Origin of the sequence: Pararhodospirillum photometricum DSM 122, assembly GCF_000284415.1 — a bacterium.
Classification (GTDB): Bacteria; Pseudomonadota; Alphaproteobacteria; order Rhodospirillales; family Rhodospirillaceae; genus Pararhodospirillum; species Pararhodospirillum photometricum.
On the sequence record NC_017059.1, the window covers coordinates 864,757 to 880,983 of the forward strand.

Genomic DNA, 16,227 nt, shown 5'->3' on the forward strand with positions numbered 1-16,227 from the left:
AAGGGAGAACCCCTCCGATGACCGCCAGTCTTGAGACGTTGAGCCGGGCAGAGATCCGAGTGATCGAGGACCTGTTCATGCAGGAGATCACGGGACGTCCGGCGCCTATCCCCCGCCGGGTTGGCATGGCGCTTGCCGAAAAAGGGCTGGTGGAAGAGGCGCTGTTCGTCACGGGGTACAAGCCCACGGGCGCCGTCACCCGCGAAGCCTTTCGGCTGACCACCGTGGGGCATTTTCGCTATACTCAGTGGTGCGAGCGCAAGACGTGACATCACGCGATCTTGTCCTCACTCGGTTTTGGGGACTCCCGCAGGGGGCTCTTCAGTCGGCGCCACCCGGAGAACAGACCCATGGCCTTTGAGCCGCGAGATCCCAACTACGCGCAGCGCGTGCGCGACAATTTCGCCCGCCAAACCGTCATGACCCTGATCGGTGCCGAGTTGACGGAGGTGGGGCCGGGCACCTGCACCGTACGCCTGCCCTTTCGCCCCGACCTCTGCCAACAAAACGGGTATGTGCACGCGGGCATCACCACCACCTTGGCCGATACCGCCTGTGGCTACGCCGCCTTTTCCCTGATGCCCGCTGACTCGGGGGTGGTGTCGGTGGAATTCAAGATCAACCTGCTGGCCCCGGCAATCGGCGAGGCCTTCGAGGCCCGGGCCCGGGTGGATCGACCGGGCCGCACCCTTACGGTCGTGCGGGCCGAGGTCCTGGCCTTTCAGGGCGAAAGGATCACCGAGGTGGCCCTGATGCAAGCAACCATGATCCGTTTGGCTGTGTGAGGGAAAGCCTAGCGTCCCTTCATTTCCGGGTCTGACGGCCACAGCCAAGCGGCCCCGCGCACCCCGCTGGAATCGCCATGGCGAGGCCGCACCACCCGGGTCACGATGGCATCACTGAACACCAAGGGCGCCCACAAGCGGGGCAAGACCTCGGTCAGGTGGGGCATGGCGCCGACCCCACCCCCCAAGACGATGACATGGGGGTCCAGGAGATCGATCACCACGGCAAGCGCCCGGGCCAGACGGTGGGCATGACGCTCCAGCGTGGCCTGGGCCGTCCGATCGCCCGCCTCGGCTGCCTGGGCAATCTCCTGAGCGCTGGCCGTTTGCCCGGTGTGCAAGGCGTGATCGGCCGCCATCCCAGGGCCGGAACAGAAGGTCTCAACGCACCCCTGGCGGCCGCAATAGCAGGCCGGGCCGGGCCGTTCGCCGTCGGTGGGCCAGGGCAAGGGCATGTGGCCCCATTCGCCGGCAATGGCGTTGGGCCCCTGGAGTAAGCGCCCGTTCACCACCACGCCGGCGCCCACCCCGGTACCCAGAATGACCCCGAACACCGTGGCCGCCCCGGTGGCCGCACCATCGTGGGCTTCGGATAGGGCAAAACAGTCGGCATCGTTGGCGAGCCGCACCGGCCGACCCAGGCAAGCGGCCAGATCCTTGTCCAGCGCCCGACCGTTGAGCCACGTGGAATTGGCATTTTTCACCAGACCGGTGGCGGGACTGATCGCACCGGGAATCGCCACCCCCACCGGGGCGCGCTGGCCCAGTTCGACCTCGGCGTCGGTGACCAGGGCGGTGATGGCGGCCAGGGTCCCCGGGTAGTCGTGACGCGGGGTCGGGATGCGCCGGCGCAGGCACTCCTGGCCATCGGGGGTAAGGGCCACGATTTCGATCTTGGTGCCGCCCAAATCTATACCGAATCGCAACCCCATCCCTGTTCTCCTGGAGCCCTGTCTTTAGGGTTAAGGCTGGGGAGGCGCGGCCTCCCCAGGCCCCTCGTTTCCTGCCTTCGCCGGATGCCCCACTCACCCGATTGCCCGACCGTCCTGAGGCAGACTTGCACCGCCCAGGCGAGACAGGCAAGCTGTTTCGCTTTCACACCGACAGGCCCCATAATGAGCGACACCCTGACTTTTCCCCACGCCGACGCCCCGCCCCCTGGAACGCTGCGGCCCGTGGCCCCCGGGGTTTTCTGGCTGCGCATGCCTCTGCCGTTTGCCCTGGATCATATCAATCTCTGGGTGCTGGAGGACGGGCCGGGCTGGACGCTGATCGACACCGGCCTCGCCTCGGAGACCACGCGCGATCTCTGGCGCACCCTCCTCGCCGGCCCCCTGGCCGGTCGCCCGGTCACGCGGCTGATCTGCACCCATTTTCACCCCGACCACATGGGGCTCGCCGGGTGGCTGGAGCGGGACTATCAGGTGCCGCTGTGGGCGACGCTGGGCGAATGGACCTACGCGCGCATGCTGTGGCTGGAGCAAGACGAGACCTACGTGGGGCTGGCGCGGGCTTTTTACGCCCGGGCCGGCCTTGACGAGGCGCGCCTCGCCTTGGTGGACAAGCGGGGCAACGCCTATGCCCGAGGCATCGTTGCGCCTCCCACGCAGGTGCGCCGCCTTCAGCACGGGGAAAGCCTGACGATCGGCGGGCGGTCCTGGCGGGTGATCGTGGGGCTCGGCCACGCCCCCGAGCATGCGGCGCTGTGGTGTGCCGACGACCAGATCCTGATCAGCGGCGACCAGATCCTACCGCGGATCAGCCCCAACGTGAGCGTTTGGCCGAACGAGCCCTGGGCCAATCCCCTGGAGGGCTTTCTCACCAGCTTGGGCCGTTTTGCGCCCTTGGATGCGGACACGTTGGTCTTGCCCAGTCATGGCAGCCCGTTTTTCGGTCTGCATGACCGCCTAGAAACCCTAGCCGGCCACCATCAAGACCGCTTGGACGAGGTGTTGTGTGCATGCCGGACCCAGGCCTTGTCGCCGTTGGAGGCCGTGGATGTGTTGTTCCGGCGTCCTTTGGATTCCCATCAGGTTTTCTTCGCGCTGGGCGAAGCGATTGCCCATCTCCACTGGTTGGAGGAGCGAGGACTGGTAGAGCGCCAAGGACTCCTCGAAAAAAACACCTTCAAAGGGATATAGTTGCTTTTTACGACCATACTTTCTATGGCGTTCCCTGGGAGGGCCGATTACACTATAATCGTTCGGATCAAAAGGCTCATTGCTTCTGCTTTATGACGGTTCATTTTGGGTGAAACATCCGTAAGCAGAAGCACTCTTTTGCGCCAGTCAACCGGGTAAAGGAAAACCATTCATGACCGCCTTCCTCAACCGGCTGTCCGTGGGTGTCAGAATTCTTTTGGGCTTCGCCATCGTCCTGGCCTTGCTCCTGACAGTTGCCCTCCTCTCGTACCGTGACAGCGCTTTTATTGGACGGCAGCTTGGTATTTACCAGGATACATCGAGCCGAACCTTGCTGATCAGCGAGGTGGACAGCAATGTCAATCGCCTGCGGCGGAACGTCTACCTGTTTTCCTCAACCGCCAGCGACCAGTATGCGACCCTGGTGCAAACCATCCTGGGGCAGCTCAAGACCGATCTGAATACCTTGTTGTCCCATGCCCAGGACAACAACAATCGCCAGGACACCCAGCGCCTTCTTGACTTGGTTGTCAGCTACGAGACACAGTTTGGTCAGTTACAAACCTTGATCAAGGCCCGCGACAAGGCCAGCATGGGCGGCGATGGCCTGACCGTGGTCGGCCCCCGCGCCTTGGGCCTGCTCTCGAGCATGGTCGATAAGGCGGCTGCCAACGGCGATTTCCAGACGGCGGTGGCGGTGGCCCGCGCCGAGGAAGCCCTGATGATGGCCCGTGTCGCTGCGGCCACCTTCATGTCCAAGCCCTCGGCCGAGTTGGTCACCAAGACCAAGGACTATATCACCCTCTTTGTGCAGCGGAGTACCCAAATCCGCGAAACCCTGACCGATGCTTCCTTGCGCGATCAGGCCTTGGCCGCCGAAAAGGAGGCCCGGACCTATCAAGCCGCGTTTGACGTCCTATCCAAGGCCGCCTTTGATGCGGAAACCCTGGTGATGGGCCCCATGGCCCGCGACGCCAATGCGTTTGGCGAGCTGGCCCGCCAGATCAAAGACACGCAAAATTCCGGGCTGGCCACCTTGCGTGAGCAGATCCAGGCCTCGGTCGCCGAAGTCAAGACCATGGGCAGCGTGGTCTCCGCCGTGGCGGTTTTGCTCGCCTTGCTGGCTGCTTTTGTGATTGCCCGCAGCCTGACTCAGCCGATCCGCCGCCTTACGCAGGCCATGGAGGCCATTTCACGGGGCGAGGCCCGCTTCACGGTGGAGGGAACCCAAGATGGTGGCGAACTGGGCACCATGGCACGCGGGCTCGACGCTCTGCGCGGTACTGTGGCCGATGCCTTCCGCCTCAATCAGATGGTGGACATCCTGCCCACCGCGGTGATGCTCTGCGACCCCGAGATGAAAATCTCGTACCTCAACGAAGCAACCCGCGACATTTTCCGGGCCATGAACCACCCCAGAGTCAGTAATCCCGATGCAGTGATCGGGCAGAAGGTGACCCATTTCCACGCCAACCCCGAGTTCGTCGATAAGATCCTGACCCAAACGGATAAGCTGCCCTACCGCGGCAAGTTCTCCATGGGGGGCGTGACCATTGAAAACGAGGTGAAGGCGATCCGCGATCGACGCGGCCAAGTCATCGGCACCATGCTCGCCTGGAAGGACGTGACCGAATACGTCAGGCTGTCCGAGGACTTCGAGGGCACGGTCAAGGCCGTGGTCGGCGTGGTCGGGGCGGCGGCGACCGAGCTTCAGGCCTCGTCGCGCGCCATGGCCGAAACCTCGGACCAGACGGGCGAGCGCTCCACCGCCGTGGCTGCCGCCGCTGAACAGGCTGCGGTCAATGTCCAGACTGTGGCCAGCGCCACCGAGGAGTTGAGCGCCTCCATCACCGAAATCAGCCGGCAAGTCCAGGAGTCGGCCCGCATCGCCAGTGATGCGGTGGTCGAAGCCCGACGCACCGACGAAATGGTCCAAGGCTTGGCCGATGCGGCTCAGCGCATTGGCGAGGTGGTCAGTCTGATTACCGACATCGCCAGCCAAACTAACCTGCTCGCGCTCAACGCCACCATTGAGGCAGCCCGCGCCGGTGAAATGGGCAAGGGCTTCGCGGTGGTCGCCGGCGAGGTCAAGACGCTGGCCAATCAAACCGCCCGGGCCACCGACGAAATCGGCACCCAGATCGCCGGGATTCAAACCGAAACCCGCCGCGCGGTCGATGCCATCCAAAGCATCGGCGGCACCATCAGCCGCATCAATCAGATTACCTCGGGCATTGCCGCCGCTGTTGAAGAACAAGGCGCGGCCACCCGGGAAATCGCCCGCAACGTCGAACAGGCGTCCCAGGGAACGACCGAGGTCACCACCAGCATCCAGATTGTCAATGAAGGCGCCCAGGAAACCCGCCACTCCGCCCAACAGGTGGAAGGCGCGGCCGCCGAATTGGCCCAACAGGCCGGAGAACTGGGGATGCGCGTCGAGGAGTTCTTGCGAAAGATGCGGCAGTAAGACGCGTTGCGAGCGGACATGCCGGTCCCTTCGGGGCAGGGCCAACGTTACCGTGGGGCCTGGGGAGGCGAGCCTCCCCAGCCTTCTCTTTTTCGATCCCCCTGGGTGTCGGGTTCCGCCCTTTACGAACTTTTGTGACTTAAGGTAACTTATGAGGCTCCACAATGCCTAAGAGGGGTACACCCCCTCGTGCCACAAAGGACGCCTCATAACACTCGTCGGACGAGTTTTCCCTGTTTGTGGGAACGGTTCATTTCGAGCCGGCTTACCTCGTGCGCGGCAACTCGGGGCCCTTTTCCTTGGGGGGAGATTCGGGATCCCTGGTGACAACCCTTGACCAAAACGGCGAGCGCCACGCCATTGGGCTGGTATTTGCTGGAACCGTTCCCGATGTCTCTTATATCCTCCCCTTGAGGCCAATTCTCGAACGCTTTGGCGTTAGCCTGCGCGCTCCGGCGGGGACGGTGACTATTGCCCGTCACCCCACCCCGCGGGGGGATGAGATTGTGGTGTTTCTGGCTCCTGGCACTCGATTGCCCCTAGAGCGCATGCCCTCGGTATTCCGAGGAGTCCCGGTGCGCTATGAAACCCGCCGCTCTGCCAAAGCGCTGGGATAACCGCTTTTTTTATAAGAGAAGGCTGGGGAGGCGCGGCCTCCCCAGACCCCTCCTTCCCTTGGTGCGGCCCGGGAATCGAGGGGTCTGGGGAGGCCGCGCCTCCCCAGCCTTTCCTTTCCCCCTGCTCGTTCACATTATAACCCAGAAGTCAATTTAGTTTTCCTAAACTACACTAGCACAACGTTATAGATCTATTTAACACATAGCACCGGTGTTGTAATTTGGTTGACGGCGCTCAGACGCCGTGAAATGGTCTGTCTCATCGTTCTTGCATCGCGAAAGAGGGACCCATGCTCGTCTCGCTGACCCTGACCGATCGCCCCGTGGTGGTGGTGGGCGACGGACCGGCCGCCATCGCCAAGGCCCACGCTCTGGAGGGAGGCTGGGGCCCGGGTGTGCGAGACATGTGATCCGCAAACGAAAGACCTGGCCGAGGCGGCCTTGGTGGTGGTGGCTTATCCGGGGGACGAAGCGCGGACCCGCGCCGCCGTTTCGCTGGCCCGGGCCGCCCGCTCCCTGGTCTATGCCGTTGATTTTCCGTCTCTCTCAGACATCGCCTTTCCGGCCCGCCTGCGCCGGGGCGACATCGAGATCGGCCTGTCCACCAAGGGAGCGGCCCCGGCCTTGGCCCGGCTGCTGCGCGGACGCCTGGAAGCCGCCCTGCCCGAGCGCCTGGACGCCCTGGTCCGCTTTGCGGCAGCGGCGCGCCCGGTGGTCAAGGAGCGGGTGGCGACATTCGCAGCCCGGCGCGCCTTGTGGGACGAAGTGTTTCGCGGGGTGGTCGCCGAACGGATCCTGAGCGGTGACGAGACCGGCGCCCACCGGCGCTTTGAGCGGCTGCTGGACCAAGCCGAACACGGCATCCTGAGCGCCCCGACCGGCGTGGTTTACCGCCTCAGCGCCGGCCCGGGCGCCCCCGACCTCCTCACCTTGCGGGCCCAGCGCGTGCTGCTGGGGGCCGATCTGGTGGTGTATGATCGCTCGGTTCCCCCCGAGATCGTGGCCCTGGCCCGCCGCGAGGCTCTCAAGGTGCCCGTAGTGAGTCACGGTAGCCCTCGGGCCGGCCTCTCCAGCGCCGAGGTGGTCGGCCGCGTGGTGGAAGCGGCCCGGGCCGGGCTGACCGTGGTCAGGATCACCGTCGGCGCCGCCGACACCGGCCCCGAGATCGCCGCCCTGAAAGCCGCTGATCTTGCCGTGGAGATCGTCCCGGGGGTCTCGCCCCGCGAGCGCCAGGAGGGACTGGCGCGGCGGGGGAGCGGGCGGCCTGCTGTCTTGATCCGTCGCCGCACCGGTGCGGTGTCCGTGCGAACCCGCGTGCGGGGAGGCCGCTGACATGGCCCGCCGCCCCCCTCTCGATCAGCCCCACGTCCTAACCGCCAACCGGCTGCACGATGGCGCCGTTCTCTATCGGACCCAAGACGGGCAATGGTCCCGGTCCCTGGAGGACGCGCGGATTGAAAGCCCGCTGGCCGCCCGCGAGGCCCTGCTGGCCGAGGCCGACGCCGATGTCGCCGCCGCCCGAGTGGTCGCGCCCACCTTGATCCCGGTCGCCGAGGACCAGGGCCGCCCCCGGCCCCTAAGCCTGCGCGAACGCCTGCGGGCCGAGGGACCGTCCCTCGCTTTGCCGCATGACACCCCTCTGCCCCGCCCTGGAGAGCTGCGCGATGTATCGGTATGACGCCTTCGATCAAGCCCTGGTGGACGAGCGGGTCGCCCAGTTCCGCGATCAGGTCCAGCGCCGCCTGTCTGGCGCCTTGAGCGAGGACGCCTTCCAGCCCCTGCGCCTGATGAATGGCGTCTATCTTGAACTGCACTCCTACCTTCTGCGCGTTGCCATTCCTTACGGCACGCTGGGGGCCGCACAGTTGCGGGCGCTCGCCGCCGTGGCCCGACGCTATGACCGGGGCTATGGGCACTTTACAACGAGACAGAACGTTCAGTTTAATTGGATGGCCTTGGCCGACATTCCAGATGCCCTGGCCGATCTGGCGAAAGTCGGCCTGCACGCCATGCAAACCAGCGGAGCGTGCATTCGCAACGTCACCACCGACCCCTGGGCCGGTGTGGCGGCGGACGAAGGGACGGACCCGCGCCCGACCTGCGAGATCATCCGCCAGTGGTCCACCCAGCACCCCGAGTTCACCTACCTGCCGCGCAAGTTCAAGATCGCGGTGACGGGGGCGCCCACCGATCGGGCGGCCATCCGGGTGCATGACATCGGCCTGCGTCTGGTCGAGGACGCCGAGGAAGGGCCGGGCTACGAGGTGTTCGTGGGCGGCGGTCTCGGGCGCACGCCGGTGATCGGGCAGCAACTGCGAGGCTTTTTACCCCAGCGCCACCTGCTGTCCTACCTTGAGGCGATCTTGCGGGTTTACAACCTTCTCGGGCGTCGCGACAACAAGTACAAGGCACGGATCAAGATCCTGGTCACCGAGATGGGCCTGGAGGCCTTCCGCGAGCGGGTCGAGGCCGAGTGGCAGGCGTTGAAGGACGGGCCGCTGACCTTGACGCCCGACACCTTGGCGTTTTTCACCCACGCCTTCCCGCCGCCCCCAGCCCTCGACGACCCCCGGCGCCTGGAGGATCTGGACCACGCGGCGCTCGACGCCTTGGAGACCGACCCGGCCTTTGCCGTGTGGGTGAAGGCCAACGTGGTCGCCCACAAGGTCGCGGGCTATGGGRTGGTCAACATTCCCCTCAAGGCCGGCGAAACGGCCCCCGGCGATGCGACGGCCAGCCAGATGGAGTACGTGGCCGAGGTGGCCGAGCGCTTCACCGGTGGCGAAATCCGCGTCACCCACGAGCAAAATCTGGTGCTGCCCTCGGTGCGTCTGGCCGATCTCGGGCGGGTGTGGCGGGTGCTGGCCCCGGTGGGGCTGGCGCGGCCGGTGCTCGGGCTGATCACCGACATCATCGCCTGCCCTGGCCTCGACTACTGCGCCTTGTCCAACGCGCGCTCGATCCCGCTGGCCCAGGCCTTGGCACGGCGCTTTGCCGACACCACCCTGGCCCACGCCATCGGGCCGATCACGCTCAACGTGTCGGGCTGCATCAACGCCTGCGCCCATCATCACATTGGCAACATCGGGGTGCTGGGCGTGAATCGCCAGGGGGAGGAGGCCTACCAGATCGTGCTGGGCGGCGCGGCGGGGAACACCCCGTCCCTGGCCCGCCCCCTCGGCCCCGCTGTGCCAGCCGAGGCAGTGGTCGAACAGATCCACACCTTGATTCAAACCTCGCTGACCCTGCGCCAGCCCGGCGAAACCTTCATCGACACCGTGCGCCGGGTGGGCTTCGAGACGTTCCGGGAGAGTCTTTATGCCGCTGTTTGACCTGGAGGGCCAGCCGCTGGCCGATCCGTGGCGGACGTTAGGGGACGAGGAGCCCCTGCCCGCCTCCTCCGTCGCCCTTCTTGTGAGCTGGGCGCGTCTGAGCACGGCGCCCGATGCCGTGGCCGGCCGGTCGGCATGGGGGGTGAGCCTGCCCAACACCGTGGACCCGCACGACCTCTTCGCCTTGGGCCTGGAGCCGCCGCAGGTGATCGCCCTGTCGTTTCCGGTGTTTCGTGATGGCCGGGCCTATAGCCAAGCGCGGCTGCTGCGCGAGTGTCTTGGCTATCGCGGACAGGTGCGCGCCACCGGGGCCCTGGGACGCGATCAGATTCCCCTGATCCGGCGCTGCGGTTTTGACGCCCTGGAGCTGGCGGCGGACACGCCCTGGCTGACCGCTCCCCTGCCCTCTTATCCGTTTGTCTATCAAGGCGCTGCCGATGGCGCGGTGACCATTGGCGAACGTCGGCGCCGGCAAGGAGGCCAGTCATGACCGCGGTGCCGTTCCCGCTGCGTCCCGAGATCGAGAGTCTGGACACCCACGCCCTGTTGACCCTGGCCTTGACCGAGTGGTTCCCGGGCCGCATCGCCTTGGTGTCGTCGTTTGGCATCGAATCCGCCGTGCTGCTGCATTTGGTCGCGGGCATCGCCCCGGCCACCCCGGTGTTGTTTCTGGAGACCGGCAAGCTGTTTGGCGAAACCCTGCGCTATCGCGATACCCTGACCGAGACCTTGGGCCTTTGCGATGTGCGGACCCTACGGCCCGACCCGGCGGCGGTGGCGGCCGTGGATGGCGATGGCATGCTCTGGCAGCGCGATGCCGATGCCTGCTGCCGGGTGCGCAAGGTCGAGCCGTTGGGCGAGGCGTTGACCGGGTTTGACGCCTGGATCAACGGCCGCAAGCGCCATCACGGCGGCACGCGCGCCGCCCTGCCCCAAGGCGAGCAGGACATCGACGGCAAGATCAAGTTCAACCCCCTGGCGCGCTGGTCACGGGCTGACCTGGATGCCTATGCCGCCCGTCATGCTCTGCCGGCGCATCCGCTGGCCGAGGAGGGCTTTGCTTCGGTGGGTTGCTATACCTGCTCGACGCGGGCCGAGGCGGGGGAGAACGCGCGGGACGGGCGTTGGCGTGGGCAGGCCAAGACCGAGTGTGGGATTTCATCGACCCGCTGGGGCGCTGTTGACGCGGGGCTGGTAACGCGGGGCTGGCCGCCAGATTTGGTAACGCGGGGCTGCCGCCCCGGGCCCCGGCCTGGGGCGATGCCCCAGACCCCCTTTTCTTTTTCTCGATAAAAATCAAAGGGGGTTTGGGGCATCGCCCCAAAAATTTTTTTGTTGACGGACTGATCGCAAACCGTTAAAAAATTCCCCTCTGCTGATGGCGGGTGTAGCTCAGTTGGTTAGAGCGCGTGGTTGTGGTCCATGAGGTCGTGGGTTCGAGTCCCATCTCTCGCCCCAAGTCATGAAGGCCGGGTTCTCAGGAACCCGGCCTTTTTCCTTTGGCGCGGAGGTCAGACTCCGCCAGATCGGGGAGCGAACATGACTATTTTTGGCAAAACAGGGCAGGGGGTGGCTGTCGCGTTGGCGCTCCTGTTGCCCGGTACCGCGCTGGCCGATGAGATCGGCTGTGTTTCCACCGCCTTCAAGATGTTGGGACCGAACCACAAGATTTGTATCGAGGCCTTCGACGACCCCGACGTTCAGGGCGTGGCCTGCCACCTGAGTCGGGCCCAAACCGGCGGCCTGGAGGGCATGGTCGGGCTGGCTGAGGATCCCTCGGAAAGCTCCCTGGCCTGCCGGCAGATCGGTCCCATCAAGGTCCTCAAGGACTTCGAGCAGGGGGCTGTGGTCTTTTCCGAGCGTCGCTCGGCGTTGTTCAAGCGTTTGCGGGTGCGCCGCTTCTTCGATAAAGATCGTAACGTTCTGATCTATCTTGTTGTCAGCGATAAGCTGGTCGAGGGAAGCCCCAAGAGTTCCATCAGTTCCGTGCCGATCATGCCCTGGACGGCGACGCCCTGACACCAAAGGGCCGCCTCGCTTCCGGGAGGGAAGGGAAGGCTGCCCCGTTCCAAGGAATCAACGGAACGAGAGGGGGCTGGGGAGGAGGGCCTCCCCAGCCTTCTGCCTTGCTTGACCCCAGCCCCGATCCTCGGGCACCGTAGCGACCTCCCTTTGCCCAATTTTCCGGAGAAGATCATGCGCCTTGCAGCCGCGATCGCCGCCGCGTTCACGTTCTCGCTTGCCACCCTTCCTCCCGCCCTGGCGCAGGACGCCCCGGCCAAGCGGGTCGCCGTCACCCAGATTGTCGAGCATCCGGCCCTCGACGCCACCCGCCAAGGGGTGCAAGACGCCCTGGCCGAGTCCGGCTGGACCGTGGGCAAGAACCTGGACTGGAGCTACGAGTCGGCTCAGGGCTCGGTGTCCACCGCCGCGCAGATTGCCAAAAAATTCGCGGGCCAGGCCCCCGATGTGATCGTGGCGATTGCCACCCCCTCGGCCCAGACCGTTGCCGCCAGCGCCGGCAGCATTCCCGTGGTGTTCTCGGCCGTGACGGACCCCGTGGGCGCGAAGCTCGTGCGCTCCTTGCAAGAGCCGGGCGGGCCCGTCACCGGCACCAGCGACATGCTGCCCCTCGACAAGCAACTGGCCATGATTCGCCGGGCCATGCCGGGCCTGACCCGCCTGGGCGTCATTTATAACAATGGCGAGGCGAACTCGGTCACCCTGGTCGAAACCCTCAAGGGCTTGACCAAGGAAGCCGGTCTGACCCTGGTCGAGGCCACTGCGCCGCGTTCCTCCGACGTTCTCGGCGCCGCCCGCTCCTTGGTGGGCAAGGCCGATGCCGTTTATGTGCCCACCGACAACACCGTGATCTCCTCCTTGGAGGCGGTTATTAAGGTGGGGATCGACAACAAGCTGCCCGTTTTCACCGGCGACACCGCCTCGGTCGAGCGCGGCGCGGCGGCGGCCATTGGTTTTGATTACCACGAGTTGGGCTTGCAAACCGGCCGGATGGTGGCGCGTATCCTGAAGGGCGCCGATCCCCGGACCATGCCGGTGGAAATGGTTCAGAAGCTCGACCTTTACGTCAATCCCGGCTCGGCCGCCCGGATGGGACTGGCTCTGCCGGAAGACATGGTCGCCGAAGCCGCCACCGTGATCCGTTGAGGGACGTGCGGTGAGCCTCATAGCCTTTCTTGGCGCCATTGAAACCGGGCTGGTGTTTGGTCTCGTGGCGCTTGGCGTGTTCTTGTCGTTCAGGGTCCTGGATTTTCCCGACCTGACCGTTGATGGCAGCTTCCCCTTGGGCGGCGCCGTGGCGGCGACCCTGATCGCCGGGGGCTGGAACCCGCTCACGGCCACCCTGGTTGCCGTGATGGCCGGCGCCGTGGCCGGGAGCGTGACCGCTCTGCTGAACGTTCGCTTGAAGATCTTGCATCTTCTTGCCTCGATTCTCAGCATGATCGCGCTTTACTCCATCAACCTGCGCATCATGGGCCGCCCCAACGTGGCCCTGCTCAACGACACCACCGTCTTCACCTGGGTTCAGGGGCCGGGGTGGCCGGCGGCCCAGTGGACCACGCCGGGCCTCTTGCTTGGTGTTGTGGTCGTGGCCGTAGTGGTACTCAATCTGTTCTTGGCGTCCCGAGCCGGGCTGGCTTTGCGGGCGACCGGGGCCAACGCCCGGATGGCGGCCGCCCAGGGCATCGCCACCGGGAGCGCCATCATCCTCGGCATGGCCATGAGCAATGCTCTGGTGGCCCTGGCCGGGGCCTTGTTTGCCCAGTCCCAGGGAGGGGCCGACATTTCCATGGGCGTGGGCTGTATTGTGATCGGCTTGGCCTCGGTCATCGTCGGCGAGGCGGTGATGTCCACGCGGACCATTGTGCTGGCGACCATCGCATGCGTCGTGGGCGCCATTTTGTATCGCTTGGCCGTCGCCTTGGCCCTCAACGCCGAGTTTCTCGGCTTGCAGGCGCAGGACCTTAACCTGATCACGGCGGCTCTGGTGGCCTTGGCGTTGGTGTTGCCGCGCTGGAAAGGCCCCTTGCGGCGTTGGGTGGCCCGTTTGGCCCAAGGAGGTCCCCGATGATTTCCGCGGATGCCCTTCAGGTGGTGTTCAATCCCGGTACGCCGCTGGAAAACCACGCCCTGCGCGGCCTGACTCTCGACATTCCCGAGGGCCAGTGGCTGACGGTGATCGGCTCGAACGGTGCGGGCAAGAGCACCTTGCTCAATGCCTTGTCCGGCGACATCCGCCTTAGCGCCGGGCGGATTCTCATCGGCTCCCAGGACGTAACCCGTTGGCCGACCCACCAGCGCTCGGCCCTGGTGGCCCGGGTGTTCCAAGATCCCCTGGCCGGGACGTGCGAGCGCTTGACCATTGAGGAAAACATGGCCCTGGCCTTGCGCCGGGGCGGGGTGCGGGGCTTGCGGCCCGCGCTCGGGCGTCACGAGCGCGAGTACCTGCGCGAGCGCCTGTCCCGCCTGGGGCTGGGCCTCGAAAACCGACTCAAGGACCGCATGGGCCTGCTGTCGGGCGGGCAGCGTCAGGCGGTCAGCCTGCTGATGGCCACCTTGGCGCCTTTACGCATCTTGCTGCTCGACGAGCATACGGCGGCCCTCGATCCCCGGACCGCCGATCTTATCTTGCGGCTGACCCAAGACCTGATTCGCGAGCTGAACCTCACAGCCTTGATGGTCACCCACTCCATGAAGCAGGCCCTGCACTTTGGGGACCGTACCGTCATGTTGCACGAGGGCAAGGTGGTCCTCGACCTCACCGGCGCGGAACGAGCCGGCATGACGGTGGAAGGATTGCTCGCCCAATTCTCCCACCAGCGCGGCGAGGACCTCGACGACGACGCCTTGCTGTTGGGGTAACCCTCTCGCGACGAAGGGGCTGGGGAGGGCGTGCTTCCCCAGCCGTTGCTCTCTTTTTGACACCGGAGGAGTGTTTGTGACCATCCGAGGACGGGTCGAGACCCTGCTGTATCTCACGGGGCTTTACGTCCTGATCGTGGCCATCGTCGAGCAAGCGACGGGAGTCGCTTTATGGACCCAGGCCTTGGGCGTCGATCTGCTTTTAACCTTGGGGCTGGCGATTCCCTTGCTATGGCTATCGCGCTCGCGCCGACACTTTTTGCTGCTGATGACCCTGGGACTTGCGCTGCTCCATGGGGGAAATGCGGTGAAGATCCGCATTCTCGGTGGCCCCTTGATGCCCGACGATCTCTTTGCCGCCCGCTCGTTGTTCCTGATCATGACCGATGGCCAGCGCGTGATGGCGTTGGGGGGAGCACTTGTCCTGGCCCTGGCCTTGGGGCGGACGATTTCCTTGAAGGCGCGCGGCGCCGGGATCGCGTTGTTGCTGCTGTTGGCGTTACCGGTTCCGGGAATCGTGGCACCGTCCGCGGTGGTGGCGCTGCTCGATGATCACTTCGGCAACGTTGTGTGGAACCAACGGACCAATTACGAAAGCCGGGGGCCTCTTGTGCATCTGGTGCAAGAGTTGGCCCGCCACGGCTCCCGGCAAAAGCCCCCCCCGGATGATACCGGCGTGCGCAATGCCGTTGCGGCCTTGCGCTCCGATGTTCAGCCGGCCCAGGCGTCGGCCCTGGACAGCATGGCGGCGGGCAAGCCCCGTTCGGTAGTGCTGGTTGTTTTGGAATCGTTTTGGGATCCCTCGGCTCTGTCGGCGGCCGGTCTGTCGGACGACCCCCTGGATCCTCGCTTTCGTGCCCTGTGGCGACAAGCGGGGGACTCGCGGGCCCTGGTGCCGGTATTTGGCGGTTATACGGCAAATTCCGAGTTTGAGGTCCTGTGTGGGTTTCCCGTGGCCGAGGACACGGTGTTCTTTGAAACGCGCCTGCACAACGACGTGCCCTGTCTGCCGCGCCTGTTCAGCGATGCGGGCTATGCCGCCACGGCGTCCCACCCCAATGTGCCGGTGTTCTGGAACCGGGTGAACGCTTATCGCCGCATCGGTTTTGACGTCTACCGCTCGTTGGCCGATTTCACCCTCGACGAGATGCACGGCGAGTACCTGAGCGATGCGTCCTTGTACCGGCAGGTGTTGGAAACCCTGAAACCCGTGCAGGAGTCAGGAACGCCCAGCTTTACCTATATCCTCACGTTTTTCGGTCACCTTGATTATCCCCTCGACGACGCCTTGGTGCGCGTCCGGGCCACCAGCGCCGACCCCTTGGTGGAGCGCTATGCTTCGACGGTTTTGGAAAAATCGCGCTCTTTTATGGACTTCCTTGAAGAACTTCAAGCGCGCGATCCAGAAGCTCTGGTCGTGGCTGTCGGCGATCATCTGCCTTTTCTGGGGCCAAACTTTGGAGGATACCGCGAGTCCGGGGTGCTTGCCGCTGACCGCGCCGACTTTGATGACCGGATGTTCCGCGATCTCGTTGCGACCCCTTTGCTGATCATCGATGGTCCCCGGGGGGCCCTGCCGGTGGGAACGCTGGCCCTCTATCAGGTTCCGGGGCTGATTCGCACCCTGGCCGGTCTGACAACCTCCGCCCCCATGGATCTGCTGCACAGGGCCGAGGGGAGCCTCCGTCCCTTGCCGGGAATGCACTTTGTGCAACATCAAGACGATAGCCTCACGGTATGCCGTTCCGCGCTGGTCTCCGACAGGTGCGCCGAGGACCAGGCGTGGCTGGACGCAGTGGGGACCCTTTCGCGCGATCTTTTTTCGGGACACGGATATGTCTTGTCAGGGGAAGGAGGGCAGGGGATCTCAGGGGGATGAAGATAGGCTGGGCAGGCGAGACCGCCTTCAGTTCTGGGGGGTGCATCCCTTCGGATTATAGGATCTTCGGCTGTATTTTTCGGGGGACGGATCGCTGTTTTTCCCTCTTTTTGGGGGAGGCG

The 16,227-nt window shown here is 65.1% G+C and carries 16 protein-coding genes and 1 tRNA gene; 16 read left to right on the top strand and 1 reads right to left on the bottom strand.

What is annotated here, in order from left to right; genetic code table 11:
• The first annotated feature begins 17 nt into the window (after positions 1 to 17).
• Together RSPPHO_RS03740 and RSPPHO_RS03745 are read left to right on the top strand one after the other, a co-directional pair.
• The gene (locus RSPPHO_RS03740) at positions 18 to 269 is read left to right on the top strand and encodes a hypothetical protein (protein WP_014413947.1); all 252 of its coding nucleotides are present in this window, start codon (positions 18 to 20) and stop codon (positions 267 to 269) included.
• Positions 270 to 350: 81 nt separating this feature from the next.
• Positions 351 to 785, top strand: a complete 435-nt coding sequence (locus tag RSPPHO_RS03745; protein ID WP_041794033.1) for a PaaI family thioesterase — start codon at positions 351 to 353, stop codon at positions 783 to 785.
• Positions 786 to 793: 8 nt separating this feature from the next.
• Here the strand turns inward: RSPPHO_RS03745 and RSPPHO_RS03750 are convergent, their stop codons facing one another.
• Entirely contained in the window at positions 794 to 1,717 is a 924-nt protein-coding gene (locus RSPPHO_RS03750) for an ROK family protein (RefSeq protein ID WP_014413949.1), read from the bottom strand.
• Between the two features lie 183 nt (positions 1,718 to 1,900).
• Between RSPPHO_RS03750 and RSPPHO_RS03755 the strand changes: the two genes are divergently transcribed.
• From RSPPHO_RS03755 to RSPPHO_RS03820, 14 genes are all read left to right on the top strand, one after another.
• Positions 1,901 to 2,926, top strand: a complete 1,026-nt coding sequence (locus tag RSPPHO_RS03755; protein WP_041794036.1) for an MBL fold metallo-hydrolase — start codon at positions 1,901 to 1,903, stop codon at positions 2,924 to 2,926.
• Positions 2,927 to 3,098: 172 nt separating this feature from the next.
• Positions 3,099 to 5,393 (top strand): methyl-accepting chemotaxis protein, encoded by a 2,295-nt coding sequence (locus RSPPHO_RS17520; protein WP_014413951.1) that lies wholly within the window; start codon positions 3,099 to 3,101, stop codon positions 5,391 to 5,393.
• Between the two features lie 323 nt (positions 5,394 to 5,716).
• Positions 5,717 to 6,010 (top strand): hypothetical protein, encoded by a 294-nt coding sequence (locus RSPPHO_RS03765; RefSeq protein ID WP_157879074.1) that lies wholly within the window; start codon positions 5,717 to 5,719, stop codon positions 6,008 to 6,010.
• A gap of 393 nt (positions 6,011 to 6,403) precedes the next feature.
• Entirely contained in the window at positions 6,404 to 7,342 is a 939-nt protein-coding gene (locus RSPPHO_RS03770) for an SAM-dependent methyltransferase (RefSeq protein WP_014413953.1), read from the top strand.
• Position 7,343: 1 nt separating this feature from the next.
• On the top strand, positions 7,344 to 7,688 hold the full coding sequence (locus tag RSPPHO_RS03775; RefSeq protein WP_051013626.1) for a DUF2849 domain-containing protein: 345 nt from the start codon (positions 7,344 to 7,346) through the stop codon (positions 7,686 to 7,688).
• Positions 7,675 to 9,342, top strand: a complete 1,668-nt coding sequence (locus RSPPHO_RS03780) for a nitrite/sulfite reductase (RefSeq protein ID WP_041794038.1) — start codon at positions 7,675 to 7,677, stop codon at positions 9,340 to 9,342. Before RSPPHO_RS03775 ends, RSPPHO_RS03780 begins: the two co-directional genes overlap by 14 nt.
• Complete coding sequence (locus RSPPHO_RS03785) at positions 9,329 to 9,832, top strand: DUF934 domain-containing protein (protein ID WP_014413956.1); 504 nt, start codon at positions 9,329 to 9,331, stop codon at positions 9,830 to 9,832. Before RSPPHO_RS03780 ends, RSPPHO_RS03785 begins: the two co-directional genes overlap by 14 nt.
• The gene (locus RSPPHO_RS03790; protein WP_014413957.1) at positions 9,829 to 10,635 is read left to right on the top strand and encodes a phosphoadenylyl-sulfate reductase; all 807 of its coding nucleotides are present in this window, start codon (positions 9,829 to 9,831) and stop codon (positions 10,633 to 10,635) included. Before RSPPHO_RS03785 ends, RSPPHO_RS03790 begins: the two co-directional genes overlap by 4 nt.
• 88 nt (positions 10,636 to 10,723) lie before the next feature.
• Positions 10,724 to 10,800, top strand: a tRNA-His gene (locus RSPPHO_RS03795).
• Positions 10,801 to 10,881: 81 nt separating this feature from the next.
• Positions 10,882 to 11,361: a CreA family protein gene (locus RSPPHO_RS03800; protein WP_041794041.1), complete on the top strand. Its 480-nt coding sequence runs from the start codon at positions 10,882 to 10,884 to the stop codon at positions 11,359 to 11,361.
• A 177-nt stretch (positions 11,362 to 11,538) separates the two neighbouring features.
• Positions 11,539 to 12,510, top strand: coding sequence for an ABC transporter substrate-binding protein (locus RSPPHO_RS03805; RefSeq protein ID WP_041794043.1), 972 nt, complete (start codon positions 11,539 to 11,541; stop codon positions 12,508 to 12,510).
• Positions 12,511 to 12,520: 10 nt separating this feature from the next.
• A complete protein-coding gene (locus RSPPHO_RS03810; RefSeq protein ID WP_014413961.1) occupies positions 12,521 to 13,435 on the top strand; it encodes an ABC transporter permease in 915 nt (304 codons plus the stop codon).
• On the top strand, positions 13,432 to 14,226 hold the full coding sequence (locus RSPPHO_RS03815; protein ID WP_041794045.1) for an ABC transporter ATP-binding protein: 795 nt from the start codon (positions 13,432 to 13,434) through the stop codon (positions 14,224 to 14,226). The genes RSPPHO_RS03810 and RSPPHO_RS03815 overlap by 4 nt, the downstream gene beginning before the upstream one ends.
• 76 nt (positions 14,227 to 14,302) lie before the next feature.
• On the top strand, positions 14,303 to 16,105 hold the full coding sequence (locus RSPPHO_RS03820) for an LTA synthase family protein (RefSeq protein WP_051013629.1): 1,803 nt from the start codon (positions 14,303 to 14,305) through the stop codon (positions 16,103 to 16,105).
• Positions 16,106 to 16,227: the final 122 nt, after the last annotated feature.

Coding starts and splice junctions, on each gene's coding strand:
- RSPPHO_RS03740 (WP_014413947.1), top strand. CDS start 18: ATGACCGCCAGTCTTGAGACGTTGAGCCGGGCAGAGATCCGAGTGATC.
- RSPPHO_RS03745 (WP_041794033.1), top strand. CDS start 351: ATGGCCTTTGAGCCGCGAGATCCCAACTACGCGCAGCGCGTGCGCGAC.
- RSPPHO_RS03750 (WP_014413949.1), bottom strand. CDS start 1,717: ATGGGGTTGCGATTCGGTATAGATTTGGGCGGCACCAAGATCGAAATC.
- RSPPHO_RS03755 (WP_041794036.1), top strand. CDS start 1,901: ATGAGCGACACCCTGACTTTTCCCCACGCCGACGCCCCGCCCCCTGGA.
- RSPPHO_RS17520 (WP_014413951.1), top strand. CDS start 3,099: ATGACCGCCTTCCTCAACCGGCTGTCCGTGGGTGTCAGAATTCTTTTG.
- RSPPHO_RS03775 (WP_051013626.1), top strand. CDS start 7,344: ATGGCCCGCCGCCCCCCTCTCGATCAGCCCCACGTCCTAACCGCCAAC.
- RSPPHO_RS03785 (WP_014413956.1), top strand. CDS start 9,329: ATGCCGCTGTTTGACCTGGAGGGCCAGCCGCTGGCCGATCCGTGGCGG.
- RSPPHO_RS03790 (WP_014413957.1), top strand. CDS start 9,829: ATGACCGCGGTGCCGTTCCCGCTGCGTCCCGAGATCGAGAGTCTGGAC.
- RSPPHO_RS03800 (WP_041794041.1), top strand. CDS start 10,882: ATGACTATTTTTGGCAAAACAGGGCAGGGGGTGGCTGTCGCGTTGGCG.
- RSPPHO_RS03805 (WP_041794043.1), top strand. CDS start 11,539: ATGCGCCTTGCAGCCGCGATCGCCGCCGCGTTCACGTTCTCGCTTGCC.
- RSPPHO_RS03815 (WP_041794045.1), top strand. CDS start 13,432: ATGATTTCCGCGGATGCCCTTCAGGTGGTGTTCAATCCCGGTACGCCG.